Genomic DNA, 16,495 nt, shown 5'->3' with positions numbered 1-16,495 from the left:
AAGACAAAGACCATCGACGCCAACATTGAGTACCAGTCAATTGTTGGCGTTGCACATTCTGCACCTAAAAAACTAATCCATTACAACACCCTCTGTGGCATAACGCTGCTCAGCAAGCCACTTGGCTACATCTTTGGTCATGGCAAATCGACCTCTTCTGGTTTCAATTCTAAATGTATGAATAGGTACTGTGCCTCGGCTTGCTGCTTGCCGAAACGCATCCCCACTGCGATAGCCCAAGGCTTTTCTTAACGCATCACCAAACATCATTGGGCCATGCTCGTCATACAGCTTCTGCTCTAACTCTTTTGATAAAGCTTCTGCCAGATCTTCATTAGTCATATCAACTCTCTTTGCTCCGCTTTGTCACGTATCCTTCAAACCTAGCTCATAAAACATGGGTTCGCTAGCAGGATCAAAACGATAGTTATGATCCTGCATAAACAAGCATTTTTAAGATAACGAGCTATAATTAACTGTGACATGCCGAACAAAATATAGACCAGTGACCGTTCGGATAGCGGCTTTTGAATATGACTCGACCTAAAAAAGATCCGATAGAACGGCTAAAAGTAAAATATATGCTGCACTTTATCGCACGGATAAATGACTTACGGCTCACAGGCTATGCACTGGAGAAACATTTCGAGCCAGAAAATATCAAAATAAGTCCAAACACTGGACAGCTCTATGATTCAGGAAAATGGAGACGTTTTTTAAAGCACGGAATAACGCCCAGTAAAAAATCAATGAGCCGTATTAAAGAGCATTGTCCTAGTGCGCTTAAAACTTACCATTCCCCTTTTTGGCAGGCATTAACATTAATCGAGCGTGATGAAGACCAATGGCATGAGTTTTATAACAGCTTAAATAAAAATGTTTCGACAATAGTACTTGATTATATTGAAAACCCCAGACTATTCGATGAGCGAATGCTTGACGATAACAAGCCCTTAAAAAAACTCATCAGGATAGGAGATGACCATGCTGTAGCAGCATTAATAGCGCTGTTTCGGCAATACAGTGAGCCAGTATTAATAAACGATGATATTGAAACGCATTTATATAATGTGTTCTTTAATTTTTTATCTCGATTTTGTCCTCATAGCTTTTTACCAGAGCTTTATACATACGTTTATGATAATATCCTCCAGCGTCAAATCCTTCGAGCAAGAGCCTCTACTTGGCCTGATTCTGTAGAAGTTGTTGAGTACATGCTCAGCATAGAGCAGAAGAATGAAATGATGGCTGAAGATTTGATGATAATTGACCGTCATACCACAGCTAGAGAATTCTTTTATTGGAAATATCGCGGTAATAAACCACTTATTATTCAGGAAATGGCAGAAGCCTTTAATCATGAAAAATGGAAGCTACCAGATAGCAACCAAGGATTAAAATGGCTACTCAAAGCGCTTAATAAATCCCGACCTAAAAAACATAAATTTGGTGAAGTTTACTTTTGATTTTTGAGCTGCTGAAAGAGATCGGATCAATGCTAATACAGATTGGATCACCTGCTAATTTAAATGGACTCTACACTAAAAAAGAAAATCATGAGAACTTAGATAACTATATAGAGAAGTATAAAAAGTTCAGTTTATAACGCAATCAATGCCAGCTTTTTAAATCAGAATTTAGTTGGCTTTTTAATCTATAGGTAAAACGTTGTTTTGAAACATTATTTATCGTAACCTTTAACAGTCTGAAGTTTCATTAATTTAGGAATAAAGTGAAATACCCAAAACCATTAAAACAAGGTAGTAAAATTGCCATAACCGCTTTTTCATCTGGTGTTGCAACTAGCTGCCATCAGCGTTTAGATATTGTATTAAAAAATCTTAAAGATTTAGGTTTTGAGGTGATTGAAGGTCAATGCCTTAGAGAAGATATTAAACATGTCAGTGCATGTAAGCAGTTACGTGCCCAAGAGCTTATGGACATGTTATGTGATGACACCATAGATGCAATCATGCCGCCTTGGGGGGGAGAGTTTGCTATGGAAATTTTACCCTTGTTAGACTTTAAACGTTTACTATCGGTTAAACCTAAATGGATAATGGGCTTCTCTGATGTGAGTACGGTTTTAACAACGCTTACAACTAAACTTAATTGGTCAACAGTTCATGCAACTAACTTAATGCAACTACATCCTGATGAGGCTGAATTGTTGACATCAAGTACTTTAGCGCATTTAAAGCTAAAGGATGATGATAACTTTGAACAACAGTCATCTCAATTTTATCAAATTAAGAATGAATCATTTAGCCAAAACCCAAACGTCACATTAAATTTAACTGAGCCAACACTGTGGAAAGTATTAGATAAATCAAGTACAGCAAATTTTAGTGGTCGCTTAATTGGTGGCTGTTTTGATACAATTTCAAATATTATTGGCACTGAATATTTTGATTTTGATGCTTTTCATCTTAATTATATAGATGACGGCATTATCTTATATATCGAAAATGCTGAAATGTCGCCCACCGCATTTATGCGAGCATTATTAAGTTTAAAGTTTAAAGGGGTTTGTAATAAAATTAATGGCCTTTTAATTGGGCGTAATGCAGTGACGAGTAATAAAGGTAAGGAGATCTCGTCATTTGAAGCACTATCAAATGCTTTAGACGATTTAGATATTCCTGTGGTTTATGATGTTGATATTGGCCATTTACCACCTAACTTAACCCTGTTTAATGGCGCTTTTGCTGATGTATCAGTTTCAAACAATGTAGGCAAAATAAAGCAAACACTCAGCTGATAAAGTAATATGTAAATTTGGCTTTAAACAAAAATGCCCATTTAATATGGGCATTTTTTTATTCTCACTTAGTCATTGTGCTCTTTACCTAAGCTTAAAAACTTTAAACTCAAAGCTAATAATAAAATCGCCAAAGGTAATATAAGCACTTCCCAACTTAAATTATTCAAATTAATAAGAATGAGCTCTAAAAACTTAACAAATAAAATAATAACAATGACTTCACCTAAAATATTTTTTAAATGGCCAATATTAGGGGTTTTTATCCACTTTAAAACAGGTTTAGTATTACTTTCACTCTTATTAAAAATGAACAAAGTATATACGCCGTGGGCAAATATAAATAAGACCAAAGCAATTAGAAATGTATCTAAAGATTTAATTAAATAAGCTGTTGCAATATCTGAAGAATCTAAATGCGCTAAACTTTCGTTAGGAATTCTGCCCAGTAATACTGTTGTTAACGCATAATAAGTTTTAATAGCGCCAACAATAAATAATAAAAATGAACCAACTAAAGAGCAGACTATGGCTATCCAGCTGGTGAATCTAAAAATATCAAAGGTTTTTTTCATTGGGTTTCCTACTTATAAAAGATTTTGACTAAAAATGTTACTCACTGTTAATAACTAAGTCTGATTTAACTCTTCTAAGTTTTCTAACAAGTTCTGCTCTATAGAATAAGTAATATCTGAAATAGGCAAGTGATTAAGCGATGTACCAAATGGTTGTTCTAACTGAGTACTTAGCGAATCTAAACCTAACAATGCATATGCGATTATGCTGCTTAATATCGGGGTCATTAGCCCTAACGAATTTACTAATCCAAAGGGCAATATAAAACAAAATAAATACACAGTGCGATGTACTAACAATCTATACGCCAATGGCAAAGGTGTATTTTGAATGCGTTCACAGCCAGCTTGTACTGATACCATAGCACTAATGTGCTGCTCTAGATTGACTATAAAATAGTCAGATAATAAAGACTCTTGTCTAAGCAATATAAGTTGTGTGCTGATCAATCTTAAAATAGCATCGGGAAGATTATAGGCACTTTTTAAACTCTCTATTTCACTTGGTTGCAAAAATTTTTCAATATCATACCAAGGGACAGAGCCATTTAATTGATGTTTCAAAGCATAATTATACGCGATGATCAAACAAATCAACTGCCTTTGAGCATCCCTTCCATAAGCTGTTTTGTTATCAATCAATGACATTATTTGTCGAGATAAGTTTCTAGAACTAATAACTAATTGCCCCCATAAGTTTCGCCCTTCCCACCAGCGGGCATAACAAGCATTGTTCCTAAATCCAAGAAATAAAGACAAAGCAATACCAAGCAAAGTGAAAGGTGCTAATGCATATTGAGGCAAGATCGCAGGATAAAATTTGTGACTTATTGCTACAAAAAGACTAAATAGTGTGATGAAAATGATTTGTGGGGCAATGATTGGAATAATAGAGCCCTTTAAAATAAAAAGTAATTTTATAGGGTGAACTTGTCTACTATTTATCACTTACATCACTTATTTATTGTTCATTAAAAGATGATGTCATTATATTTATTTCTGTATTAATGATAATACAGTTAAACTGCAATTAACTTGTACCATACGGTAACAATCTTTTTTCTTAAATTGTATAAAATTGTTAAAAAACCACCAAACCTAACTCAAAACCTTTATCAGACAAAAATAATTAAAAAAAATTCCATTTAATGCGGACATTTGTCCTGTAAGCAAATAGTGCAAAAAGATTATATTAATATCATAGACTTATAGAGTAAAAACTCTAATTTAAACTGCATATTTTATGTTTAAAAATTGTTAAATTAAAATTTAAAATACATATTTTTAACATTTACTGAATTATTTATCCTTTTCTCGTGTTATCATTTGTTACCGTAAGGCTCAACCTAACGGTGTCTACCACTCTTACCCGTTAGGTCCGTATTAACTTCGTAAAATTGACCCTTACATCGCCAATGTAATATGGCGCTACATATTACAGTTGAAATTTAAGAGTGAATAAAGGTTAAATCCGACATGAAAGCAATGAAAAAGACAACCTTAGCAGTATTAATCAATACAGCTTTGTTTTCTGCTGCAGGTTATGCAGCTGACGCCCAAGTGCAAGATCAAGCAAAAACCAATCAATTAGAAGTTATCTCAGTAACAGCACGTAAACGTGTTGAAAATGCACAAGAAATCCCAGTTTCTGTTTCTGCATTACAAGGTGATAATTTAGAGGCATATAGTTCAGCAGGTATGGACATTCGTTTTATGAATGCAAAAATTCCATCACTTTCGGTTGAATCATCTTTTGGTCGTAGCTTTCCGCGCTTTTATGTTCGTGGTTTAGGTAATACAGATTTTGATTTAAATGCATCACAACCTGTATCTTTAGTAGTAGATGATGTTGTTCAAGAAAATCCTATATTAAAAGGTTTCCCTGTATTTGATATGGAGCGTGTAGAAGTATTACGTGGTCCACAAGGTACTTTATTTGGTCGTAATACGCCTGCGGGTTTAGTTAAATTTGATTCAGTAAAACCTTCGGAAGATACAAGTGGTTATGCAGCTTTATCATACGGCACTTTAGGCGCAATTGATTTTGAAGGTGCTGTAGGTACTGCATTAACAGATAACTTATCAATGCGTATTTCTGGTCTTCATCAAGAAAAAGATGATTACATTGATAACCGTGCTGAAGGCTTTGAGCAAGACGACGTTTTAGGCGGTTACGAAGAAAATGCAACACGTATTCAATTCTTATATGAAGGCAATGATTTTTCAGCTTTATTAAACTACCACTGGCGTGATTTAGATGGCACACCGATTGTGTTCCATACAAATATTGCAAAACCTGGTAGCAACGAAATTCGTGATGACTTTGACGCTGACGTTGTATATCAAGATGCGGCAGAATTTGCGACGCAACAAGTAACCACACAAGGTGCTAATTTAAAACTTGAATGGGATTTAAGTGATACGCATACTTTAACTTCAATCTCAGCATGGGAAAGCGCAGAAATTTATTCTCGTGCCGATGTTGATGGTGGTTACTTAGGTAACCCAATTGAAGATCCTAATGCAGTTTGGTGGGGCGCACAATCTGCTGATGCCATTCCAGATCATAACCAATATACACAAGAGTTGCGTTTATCTAGTAACTTAAATGGTCCATTAAATTACCAAACCGGTGTATTTTATTACTACGAAGATTTAACGATTGATTCTTATGATTTTTTAACTGGCCAAAACCCTGACTTTCCTAAATTAAGCCATGGTGATGAAAAAGGTTATTCGACTCAAGATCAACAAACTACTGCCTATGCGGTATTTGGTTCTGTAGATTACGATGTAGATGAAGATTTATCTATGACGGTAGGTGTTCGTTACTCGCATGATGAAAAAGACTTCACTGCAAGGTTAATAAATCATCCATTTTCAAATACTGATAAAGAAGAAACTAACTTCAAAGAATCAGCAAATCCAAGCGATAGCCATGTAAGCTGGGATGTAAGCGGTGTTTACAAACTTAACGATGACGTTAACGTTTTTGCGCGTTTAGCCAATAGTTTCCGTGCACCAAGTGTTCAAGGTCGTATTTTATACGATCAAAAGGTAAGTATTGCCGATTCAGAAACTATCAATTCATTTGAAACTGGTATTAAATCAGATATTTTAGACGGCCGTGGTCGTGTAAACGCAACGGTTTATTACTTTGTAATGAATGATCAGCAATTAACAGCTGTCGGTGGTGGCGCAAACTCAAACACTTTATTAAATGCAGATAAAACTGTTGGTTACGGTTTTGAACTTGATACACAGTGGATTTTAACTGATGAAATCAATGCTTCATTTAATGTCAGTTACAACAGCACTGAGATTCAAGATGATAGCTTATCAGTTGCAACGTGTGGTTCAGGTACTTGTACTGTAACTAATGCATTAAATTCGGATGGTAGAGCTAATATTGATGGTAACAGCTTACCTAACTCTCCAGAATGGATTGCTAATTTCACTTTACGTTATGCGACTGAAGTAGCTGATGGCGAATTCTTTGCTTACACAGATTGGTCTTACCGTAGCGACATTAACTTCTTCTTATATCATGCTGAAGAGTTTAACGGTAAAGCACTTCTTGAAGGCGGCATTCGCACAGGTTACAACTGGGAAAGTGGTAATAATGAATACCAAGTTTCTGCATTTGTACGTAACTTAACTGATGAGCAAGTGATCATCGGTGGCGTAGACTTCAACAACAACTCAGGTATGGTTAACGAACCACGCTATATTGGTGCTGAATTTAAAGTTAACTTCTTTTAATTAAGAGTTTGCCTATATAAACAATAAAGCCCGCTTAACAGCGGGTTTTTTATTTATGAAATATAAAAACGTACTTTTCCTCAAAATTAACTTTCAGTTGGTTTTCAGCCAACCCCTTCAAAAAATTACACTTTACAAAAAGTCTATTACATTTAGCATCACAAAATCACAATTTACTTAAAATTACTCTAATATTGATTATAATAGCGACTCATCATAATAAAGGCTGAGTAATGCAAAAAACATCTACCACCCCTCCAGAGCAACTTCAAAAGCAGCTAAGACTATTAGAAAATATGCTAACAAATGTAGGCGCTTTTATTTATGCTAAGGATTTAAATGGATGTTATGTATATGCAAACCAAGCAGTATTAGACTTATTTAATCGCCCATTAAATGAAGTATTAGGAAAAGATGATAGTCATTTTTTTGATCTTCCTTTATCAAAACAATTAAAAGTCAATGATAATAAAGTTATGACTGACGGCGTTACCACTGAAAATGAAGAGACTAACGTTATTAAAGAAACTGGCCAAACGCACATTTATCGTACCGTAAAAAAACCGCTTTTTAATGATAACCAAAAGATAGTTGGTATGTGCGGTATATCTACTGATATAACCGAAGAAAAAAAGCTACAAAAGATAATCCGCCAACAAAAAAAGCTCTTAGACACTGTACTTGATAATGTAGATGCACACATTTATATGAAAAACTCCCAAAGAGAGCTCCTGTATGTAAACAATAAAACAGCTGAATTATTCGGTTTTCCAGTGGAAGACATAATAGGAAAAAAAGAAAATGATATTTTACCGGCAGAAATAGCCGATCACTTTTATCAATCTGATAAAGTCGTTTTTGAAACTAATCAAAAGCAAGTAATAGACGAAGAAGTAATTGGAGAAGACGGTAAATATTGCAGGTATTTAAGTATCAAAGTGCCTTATAACCAAGAAGGTGAACTCCCCGCGATTATTGGCTTTTCATCAGACGTTACGGAATTATATCAACTAAAAGAACAATTTAAAAAACAAGCCAATACGGACCCTTTAACTGAACTGTATAATCGTCGATTTTTTATAGAACAAGCTGAAAAAGAATTTAACCGTACAAGAAGGCACAACAATTCACTTTCATTAATCTCTTTTGATATCGATCATTTTAAAAATATTAATGACCAATTTGGCCACCCTGCAGGTGATCAAGTACTGATAAAACTAGCTAAAGCTTTACAGCCAGTAATTAGAAACGAAGATACTTTAGCGCGTATTGGTGGTGAGGAGTTTAGTTTATTATTGCCTGAAACCCCGGTAGATGTTGCGAATCAAGTTGCAGAACGTATTAGACAAACACTGGCTAAACTGATTATTAAAGGTGATTTCCAAGGTGAAATTACTATGACGGTGAGTTTAGGAGTAACCAGCTTAAAAGCAGAAGATGATTCTTTTGAACAGTTATTTAAACGCGCAGACAAAGCACTTTATAACGCTAAAAATAATGGCCGAGATCAAGTCTCACAATTCATCTAATTAAATTGAACAATACATCACATGTATAAAAAAACCCACAGAATGCGGGTTTGTATTGAATCAATAAAAATAATTAGCTTATCAACTCTGTTTCGGCTTCCTTAACATTTTTACTGCTTTGGTAGCGTCGCCAAGATAACATAACGCCAGTATAAACCAATAAACAAGCTAGTAATGAGGCGATACCTGCAATCGTTTGGCCTAATATGCCAAACACTTCACCTGTATGACCAAATCTAATATAGCTACGTAGTTTGCTATAAGTTGATTTTTGTTCAAATTTCATTTCTTCGATTAACTCACCATTAAAGCCATCTATTAATACAGAAACACGCTTTTGTGGCTCACCACCATTGCCATTATCAACATTATAAATTTTACTACTGGTTTGCACATTACCTAACGAAAATTGAATATTTTGCCATTGTGGATAATGCGTTTTGACCGTGACCAACTGCTTATCAATAGGTAATAAAAGTGACTTTTGTTCCATTGCAAGCGCTACTGGTTTAGTCATCTCAGTTGATTGTGTTGATACATATTGTTTGAGTGTTTGACCTGGCCATTTAAATGAAAAGAATATCGCTGTAAAAGCCAAAATAAATAACACTGGTGCCATATAAAAACCAAAAACATTATGCCATTGGTAATTTCTTGCACTTTTATTTTTATAGTTTCCGCTTAAAGTCAGTCTTTGTTTTAGTGCGCGAGATTTAAGTTTTTTAGGTAGCCATAAATAAAGACCAGATAAAATCAAACCAATAAAAATGACATTAGAGATGCCATTTACCCAGCGACCATTTTCACTGAATTTACCATCTAAAGTTAACCAACGATGAAACGCACGTAATTTACGAAGAAAAGTTTTAGTGCCCTGCCCCGGAACTGCCATTTCTTTACCTGTATAAGGGTTTAAATAAGCCACTTTTATTCTACCATCTTTAATGATAACAGGTGCATTAGGCCGATTTTCTATGACGATTTGAGGCGTCTTTTTAGTTTCATAGCCTTGTGCGATCACTAAAATTTCTGACAAAGGCAAAGGCTGATTTATATTTTCAGGCTTACTTGGATAATCACTACGCTCTGCTGATTTAATCATTTGGCGCTCATAAGTTAACGCGACACCTGTAATTGACATTAAAAATATAAAAATTGCCACACTACAGCCAATAATCAAATGCAGCCAAAAAAAGGTCTTTCTGATAGTCATGTATTTACCTATTGCCAATACCTTAGGTAACGGCATTTATACATCCTTGTGCTTAAAATAAGACAAGCGCCCCGCAAGTCTAAATAATAATTATTGTGAATCACGTTATTAAAGTACGATTTATATCACCATGCAAGTAATTAAGACGAGATAAATAATTTAAGCTCGATATAGGAAAGTATTTCAAAAACAGGCTAGTAGAGTATTAATTACTGGAACTAAATGATTACAATGACGTTGATATAGTGATAGAAACACACGTGCCCTCTCCATGTTTACTCAACATTTCTACGTGCCAGTTTTGGCTTTCACTTAAGCGTTTTACAATTGATAAACCAACACCTGATTTTTTAAGAACATTAACTTGTTGAACTTGTTTTTCATTCTTATCAACACCATCACCGGTATCTTCAACAAAAATTTTATTACCATCTGCGTATACTAATACATAACCATCATTTGTATGTTGTAGTGCGTTGCGCACCAAGTTATCAATCACGATTGCTAAGTACTGCTCAGCCTCACGTATAATACAATTAGGTTCGATTTTATTAATGCATTGGATATGAGATGTTCGTTTCAAGTAAGCATGTTTAGTAAAAGAGCGATTAACTAACTCATGTAAATTAAACTCAATAGTACTTAAATTTGATGATTCTTCTCGGCCTAATAACAAAAAAGTTTCAATTAAATGTGTCATATCCTTATTTGCACGAAACATACGTTGCAAAAATTTATTCATCACACCTTGTTGACCTTCATCAGTAGACATAGCTAACTCAAGTGCTGCTTGGCTACTTGCAAGAGGTGTTCTTAGTTCATGACTGACATCACGTGAAAATGCTTTTTCTCTTTTAATAAAGTCATTTGTTCTAACGACAAAAGAATCAATTCTGTTGGCTAGAAAGCCAATTTCATCATTAAAATAGGTTTCTTTAGATTTTTTCAGTTGTCTATAATCAATTGAATCTACCGACTTTGCCAACCGTGTCAGTGGTGACACCACCATCTTTGCCAAAGCAAATCCAATGATCAAACCCAATAACATAATTCCTATCAGTACTTTTAAAAATACACTTACGATATATTTTCTGGAATTATTCTCGTAACTACCAAACTTAGTCACATCAACAATATAATAAAAGTATTTATTTTTTAGCTTTGGTAATGTCGATTTTAAAATATGAACTGTAATATTATCATCACTAAATTCATATATGGTATATCCTTGCTCTGTAATAAATGTCGGGCCTGGTAGTCTAATTTGATCTAAAGAGTTAGCTTTTTCAAATTGAGTTTGACTTCTTTTGCCTTCAAAATGTTGTGCTAGTAATTTAATGACATTGCGCTCATCTGAAATCAATACTTTAGCCGTTGTACTTTTGTTCAGTTCTTTACTCGGATCTTGATTATATTCAGCGATTATCAAATCAGCTTCTTGTGATATATACCAATTAAATAGTTCATCAGAATTAACACTCGCGCCATAAAACGTAAGCCATCCATAACAAGCAGTTACAATAATTGAAAAGAAAATACAGGCAACTACAATTCTAAAACGAATACTTTGAAATAGTTTCATGAAATACTAAACCCTCTGCCCTTTGCTGTTTTTATTAATGGAATATCAAAAGGTTTATCAATTTTACTGCGTAGTTTATAAATATGGCTTCTTAACGAGTCACTGTCAGGTAGCTCCTCACCCCAAACTAAATGCTCAAGTTCATGCCTTAAAACGACTTCAGGCGTACGATGCATTAAAATTACTAATAATTTATAGGTATTTGGCGAAAGCGATATTTTTGAATTTGCTCTAGATACTTCTTCGGTTTTTAAATTCACCTGTAAATCGGCTACTTGTAGCTGGGTTTTCACACCTGTATAGCGTTTATATATTGCTTCTAAGCGCATAATTAATTCACTTAAAGCAAATGGCTTAATTAAATAGTCATCCGCTCCCGCTGCAAAACCAGCTATTTTGTCTTCAAGCGTATCTCGGGCAGTTAAAAATAAAATAGGTGTATAATCATAGTATTGCGTTCTTATAACATTACACAGTTCTAAGCCATCCATTTTAGGCATCGCAATATCAAAAATATACATATCGTAAGTATTTGAGATTGCGGCGTTTAGACCCGCTTCACCATTAAAAGCTAAATCACAACTATGTCCTTTCATTTCTAAGTAATCAACTAAACTAGCAGCTAAATCAGTATTATCTTCAACAAGTAAGATGCGCATATATCTTCCTAAATAGTCTCATGTTTATTATAAGCGAATCTAATGTGATAGGAACGTGAACATCCAATCTCTTCACCTTAATTAGCATGTTTAAATGTTTCAGGTTCATTTCTCTGACTCTAAATGAGAACTGTTTTCACGTTCCGTTCACGCTGCGTTTGATAAATTGCATAATATTAATTCAATTTATCAAAATTTATTTAAGGTTATATATGCGTAATATTGTTTATATTCAGCTTTTTTTGCTGTTTACATCATTAGGTCTAAAGGCTCAAGCTGAACCACTTAACGTTGAGGTTGTATATTCAAAACAAGAAATTAAGAATTATGAAATATCACTTAGCGGAAATGTAGAAGCTTTAAATAACGCTCAACTCACCATACTTGAAGAAGGCATTGTAAAATCAATCAAAGTAGATGCTGGTGATGCAGTTGTTAAAGGGCAAACTTTAATAGAACTCGATGATACATTAGCTAAAATTCAGTTAGCGCAAGCCAAATCGACGTTAGATTCAGCAAAAATACAATATCAAGAAAATGTACGTTTATTAAATGAAATACAAGCGCTGGCCCAAAAGCAAGTAATCGCAGAAACGCTTTTATCGGAGCGTAAAGCAAACCTGGCATTAAGCAAAGCTTTAATGACTCAAGAGCAAGCTAAGGTAGATTTACAAAAAGAAATCCTAAAAAGACACGCATTAACAGCCCCTTTTTCAGGCGTAATTGCGCAAAGAAATATAGATGTGGGTGAATGGATAGCGCAACAAGACCCGACATTTCAGTTAGTATCTAATGATTCTTTACGTATCTTTATCAATATTCCTCAAGAGTATTTTAATAAAATTAAAACAAGTACTGCTGTAAACGCATCTGTGATCCCAGATACCTCTCCTACAGACATCATACAACTAAATTTATCTCAATTTGTAACTGTTTCAAACCCAATCAGTCGCACATTTCAAGCACGTATTGATCTACCTAAAAATACGCAACTTGTACCAGGAATGTCGGCGAAAGTGAAACTGTCTCTGTCTGGCCAACAAGCAACACAAGTCACTTTGCCGAAAACCGCTTTAAAGCGTCACCCTGATGATAGCTATAGTGTTTACTCAGTGATAGATAACAAAATAAAAAGATTAGCAGTGCAATTAGTACAAACTAACTTTGACCAAGTCACCCTATTAGGCGTACCTGATCACGCAGCTATTATTGTTTCTGGCAGTGAATTGTTAGTCGATGGTACTTCTGTATCAATCAAAGATAATAAAGGGGTACTCTAGTGTTTAAAGCTGTCATACATAAAGGCACTTTAGTTGCTGTAATTGTATCTATTATTTGTATATTAGGCATAGTAGGTGCGTTAAAAATCCCAGTACAGATGATCCCCGACTTAGAAGTAAGAACAATTTCTGTACAAACGGGTTGGGCAGGAGCAACACCACAAGATGTAGAAAAAGACATTTTAATTGAGCAAGAGCGATATTTACGTAGCTTACCTAATTTAAAACGCATGACATCTATTGCTCGCATGGGACAAGCTACAATTGAGCTAGAGTTTCCATTTGGGGTTGAAGTCAATGATGCCATGATAAACGTAAATAATGCTTTAAGCCAAGTTTCTTCTTATCCTGAAAATGTTGATCAACCTAGACTTGTTTCAAGTTCTTTTTCGAGTAATGCATTTATGCATTTTTCATTAAAGCCAAATAAAGGTAACCCACTTGGTTTAGATATGGACTTGATCCGAGATTATGCCGAAGATTATATACGCCCAAGAATGGAAAGTGTGCAAGGTGTATCTGAGGTCAGAGTCGGAGGTGGTGCAGCAAAACAAATCCAAATAAAGGTCAATCCTTCAAGACTTGCTCAGCGAGGTATTAGTTTAAACACTGTTAGAAATGCCATTCGAAATCGTAATAAAGATGCCTCTGCTGGTGATATAGAAACACAAAAACAGCGATATTTAATTCGTGTAATTGGTCGATTTGAAAATGTAGCTCAATTAGAAAATGTAATAATCGAACGCAAAAACAACATTAATATTCGCCTTAAAGATGTCGCTGAAGTGGTACTTGATCATTATGAAACTCGAAGCCTTTCTTATTTAGATGGTGAACGCACTATCAGTTTGTCTGTTCGAAGAGAAAGTGGTTCCAATGTTATCCAAATCAAAGAAGATATGCGCTCTGTCGTCGAAAAAATCAATGCTGATCTATTAAAGCATAATGGTCTTGAATTACTATTAATAAGCGATGATGTTGAATACGTGCAGAGCTCACTTTCAAATGTGTGGTTTAATTTAATTCTAGGCGCATTGTTAGCCACATTAGTTATGTATTATTTTTTACGCTCGGCTAAAGTGACTATGATTGGCATACTTGGGATCCCAATGTGTACCATAGCTGCATTTTTAGGACTCATGCTATTTAATCGTACAATCAATGTTATTTCACTTGCTGGTGTCGCCTTTGCTATTGGTATGACGGTAGATAATACCATTGTTGTTTTAGAAAGCATTATGCAAGCAAAAAAGCGAGGCTTAGAAAGGTTTGATGCTGCAATTGCTGGTGTTAAAGATGTATGGCCTGCGGTATTGGCATCCACTGCAACAACAATATTAGTATTTGCACCTATATTATTTGTTCAACAAGAAGCCGGCCAACTTTATTCTGATATTGCCATAGCTATTTCAGGCGCCATCATTGCATCTATGTTAGTTGCAATTTTTGTAGTGCCAGTTGCAATTGCTAACTTTGATAAAAATAAATCTGATACGCAAAAAAATCACTTACAGCTCTCAACTAAATGGATTAAATTTGTAAGCTTCTTTATTAAAACTAAATCAAGAGCCATTGGTACGGTCGCCTCATTTTCAGTTGCGATCCTGATGCTCGCTTATGTTTTAATGCCTGCTACAGAGTATTTACCTGAAGGTGAAGAACCTAAAGCTTTTTCAATCATGATTGCCCCACCTAGCTACAATTTAAGTGAAATGCAACGCATTGGATTAGAACTAAGAGATTATTTTGATCTACATACTAACGCAGCGCATAATGATTTTGACAATGGTAAAACTGATATGCCACCGCTAAGTTATTACTCAATGAGTGTATCGGCAGGCCGTATTTGGATGTTAAGTAGACCGAGCGATCCGAGTAATATCCAATCGATGATGGATGCTGTTACTGCTAAATTTAAAAGTTATGAGTACATGCGTGCATTTTCTTCTCGTGGTTCAATTATCTCAAGTAATGATGGCGGAACTCGCGCTGTCGCGGTAGATATCTCAGGCCCAAATTTAATCGAACTGTATCAAGCAGCACAAGCAGTTTATGACCAGGCAGAAGTGGTTTTTGACAACCCTCAAATCAACTCTAACCCGAGTTCTTTAAGTTTAAACCAACCACTCATTGAAGTTAAGCCAAGATGGGACCGACTCGCTGAGCTAGGTTTAACCAACAGTGAATTAGGTTATGCGATTTCTGCTTTTAGTGATGGCGCTTATGTTGATGAGTTTATTTTAGAAGACAGTAAAGTTGATGTATTTATATTTAGTAGTGCCGGCAATAAACAAAGCCTAGAGCAATTATCTAGCTCATCTATTATGACACCAGCAGGCCAAGTTATGCCATTGAGTGCACTCGCTGATATGAAAGAAAACTATAGCAGTGATAGTTTACGCAGGGTTGATGGTAAACGTACTGTTTCTGTTTATATTATCCCTCCAAAAAATATCGCATTAGAAAATGCTGAAGAAATGGTAAGAACGCAGCTAATTACCAACTTACTTCAAAATGGCAAAATTGCCCAAGGGATCAATCTAACTATCAGTGGTGCTGCAGATCAACTTGAAGAAACAAAGGCGTCATTATCTTCAAACTTTATTATTTCTATTGTTTTAAGTTATTTATTATTGGTGGCAATTTTCACCCACTGGCGCTATCCGCTATTTATTTTAGCAACAATACCTTTAGGCATGGCAGGCGGACTATTGGGTTTAGTATCAGTAAATGGCGTTAACTCCCTATTAGCTCAAATGGGGCTCGCATCATTTCATCAACCTTTAGATATGATCACTATGTTAGGGTTCTTAATTCTTTTAGGAACAGTTGTAAATAACCCGATATTAATTGTAGATCAAACACTTAAAAATATGTCAAAAGCAGGTAGTAAAGTGATTGATGCCGTAAAAGCTGCGGTAGAAAAACGTTTAATGCCAATTCTGATGTCAACAGCTACAACAGTCTTCGGTTTAGCGCCTTTAGTGTTAATACCAGGTGATGGTACTGAGTTATATCGCGGTGTCGGGATTATCGTTTTATGCGGTATTATTTTTTCTACAGTTTTAACTCTGAGTTTTTTACCTGCGCTTTTAGTGAGTATATTAAAAAGTAATAAAACTTAATTATTTTAT

12 protein-coding genes are annotated in these 16,495 nt (G+C 35.0%); 6 read left to right on the top strand and 6 right to left on the bottom strand.

Features of this window, described 5'->3' with window-relative positions; all coding sequences use genetic code 11:
• Nucleotides 1-72 precede the first annotated feature (72 nt).
• Entirely contained in the window at nucleotides 73-342 is a 270-nt protein-coding gene (locus PSA_RS21155; protein ID WP_042143485.1) for a hypothetical protein, read from the bottom strand.
• 191 nt (nucleotides 343-533) lie between these two features.
• Here PSA_RS21155 and PSA_RS21150 point away from each other — a divergent pair, with 191 nt between their 5' ends.
• Complete coding sequence (locus tag PSA_RS21150; protein ID WP_042143486.1) at nucleotides 534-1,466, top strand: hypothetical protein; 933 nt, start codon at nucleotides 534-536, stop codon at nucleotides 1,464-1,466.
• Between the two features lie 266 nt (nucleotides 1,467-1,732).
• Nucleotides 1,733-2,761, top strand: coding sequence for a S66 peptidase family protein (locus PSA_RS21145; protein WP_042143488.1), 1,029 nt, complete (start codon nucleotides 1,733-1,735; stop codon nucleotides 2,759-2,761).
• A 68-nt stretch (nucleotides 2,762-2,829) separates the two neighbouring features.
• Here the strand turns inward: PSA_RS21145 and PSA_RS21140 are convergent, their stop codons facing one another.
• Nucleotides 2,830-3,336 (bottom strand): YqhA family protein, encoded by a 507-nt coding sequence (locus PSA_RS21140; protein WP_042143490.1) that lies wholly within the window; start codon nucleotides 3,334-3,336, stop codon nucleotides 2,830-2,832.
• A 54-nt stretch (nucleotides 3,337-3,390) separates the two neighbouring features.
• Complete coding sequence (locus PSA_RS21135) at nucleotides 3,391-4,284, bottom strand: bestrophin family protein (RefSeq protein ID WP_042143492.1); 894 nt, start codon at nucleotides 4,282-4,284, stop codon at nucleotides 3,391-3,393.
• Between the two features lie 528 nt (nucleotides 4,285-4,812).
• On the opposite strand from PSA_RS21135, the gene PSA_RS21130 reads away from it, so the two are divergent.
• A complete protein-coding gene (locus PSA_RS21130) occupies nucleotides 4,813-7,098 on the top strand; it encodes a TonB-dependent receptor (protein WP_042143494.1) in 2,286 nt (761 codons plus the stop codon).
• A 233-nt stretch (nucleotides 7,099-7,331) separates the two neighbouring features.
• Complete coding sequence (locus PSA_RS21125) at nucleotides 7,332-8,627, top strand: diguanylate cyclase (protein WP_052379859.1); 1,296 nt, start codon at nucleotides 7,332-7,334, stop codon at nucleotides 8,625-8,627.
• A gap of 73 nt (nucleotides 8,628-8,700) precedes the next feature.
• Here PSA_RS21125 and PSA_RS21120 read toward each other — a convergent pair whose 3' ends face one another.
• From PSA_RS21120 to PSA_RS21110, 3 genes are all read right to left on the bottom strand, one after another.
• The gene (locus tag PSA_RS21120; protein WP_231665466.1) at nucleotides 8,701-9,876 is read right to left on the bottom strand and encodes a PepSY domain-containing protein; all 1,176 of its coding nucleotides are present in this window, start codon (nucleotides 9,874-9,876) and stop codon (nucleotides 8,701-8,703) included.
• 190 nt (nucleotides 9,877-10,066) lie between these two features.
• Entirely contained in the window at nucleotides 10,067-11,422 is a 1,356-nt protein-coding gene (locus PSA_RS21115; RefSeq protein ID WP_042143498.1) for a HAMP domain-containing sensor histidine kinase, read from the bottom strand.
• The gene (locus PSA_RS21110; protein ID WP_042143500.1) at nucleotides 11,419-12,081 is read right to left on the bottom strand and encodes a response regulator transcription factor; all 663 of its coding nucleotides are present in this window, start codon (nucleotides 12,079-12,081) and stop codon (nucleotides 11,419-11,421) included. The genes PSA_RS21115 and PSA_RS21110 overlap by 4 nt, the downstream gene beginning before the upstream one ends.
• A gap of 212 nt (nucleotides 12,082-12,293) precedes the next feature.
• On the opposite strand from PSA_RS21110, the gene PSA_RS21105 reads away from it, so the two are divergent.
• Together PSA_RS21105 and PSA_RS21100 are read left to right on the top strand one after the other, a co-directional pair.
• Complete coding sequence (locus PSA_RS21105) at nucleotides 12,294-13,361, top strand: efflux RND transporter periplasmic adaptor subunit (RefSeq protein ID WP_042143501.1); 1,068 nt, start codon at nucleotides 12,294-12,296, stop codon at nucleotides 13,359-13,361.
• Complete coding sequence (locus PSA_RS21100; RefSeq protein WP_042143504.1) at nucleotides 13,361-16,486, top strand: efflux RND transporter permease subunit; 3,126 nt, start codon at nucleotides 13,361-13,363, stop codon at nucleotides 16,484-16,486. Before PSA_RS21105 ends, PSA_RS21100 begins: the two co-directional genes overlap by 1 nt.
• The last annotated feature ends 9 nt before the right edge of the window (nucleotides 16,487-16,495 follow it).

This window comes from Pseudoalteromonas sp. '520P1 No. 423' (assembly GCF_001269985.1).
Classification (GTDB): Bacteria; Pseudomonadota; Gammaproteobacteria; order Enterobacterales; family Alteromonadaceae; genus Pseudoalteromonas.
This window is presented reverse-complemented; position numbering and strand designations above follow the sequence as displayed.

Excerpts from the sequence above, each read along its gene's own strand:
- PSA_RS21155 (WP_042143485.1), bottom strand. The coding sequence starts at position 342 with ATGACTAATGAAGATCTGGCAGAAGCTTTATCAAAAGAGTTAGAGCAG.
- PSA_RS21150 (WP_042143486.1), top strand. The coding sequence starts at position 534 with ATGACTCGACCTAAAAAAGATCCGATAGAACGGCTAAAAGTAAAATAT.
- PSA_RS21140 (WP_042143490.1), bottom strand. The coding sequence starts at position 3,336 with ATGAAAAAAACCTTTGATATTTTTAGATTCACCAGCTGGATAGCCATA.
- PSA_RS21130 (WP_042143494.1), top strand. The coding sequence starts at position 4,813 with ATGAAAGCAATGAAAAAGACAACCTTAGCAGTATTAATCAATACAGCT.
- PSA_RS21125 (WP_052379859.1), top strand. The coding sequence starts at position 7,332 with ATGCAAAAAACATCTACCACCCCTCCAGAGCAACTTCAAAAGCAGCTA.
- PSA_RS21120 (WP_231665466.1), bottom strand. The coding sequence starts at position 9,876 with ATGCCGTTACCTAAGGTATTGGCAATAGGTAAATACATGACTATCAGA.
- PSA_RS21115 (WP_042143498.1), bottom strand. The coding sequence starts at position 11,422 with ATGAAACTATTTCAAAGTATTCGTTTTAGAATTGTAGTTGCCTGTATT.
- PSA_RS21110 (WP_042143500.1), bottom strand. The coding sequence starts at position 12,081 with ATGCGCATCTTACTTGTTGAAGATAATACTGATTTAGCTGCTAGTTTA.
- PSA_RS21105 (WP_042143501.1), top strand. The coding sequence starts at position 12,294 with ATGCGTAATATTGTTTATATTCAGCTTTTTTTGCTGTTTACATCATTA.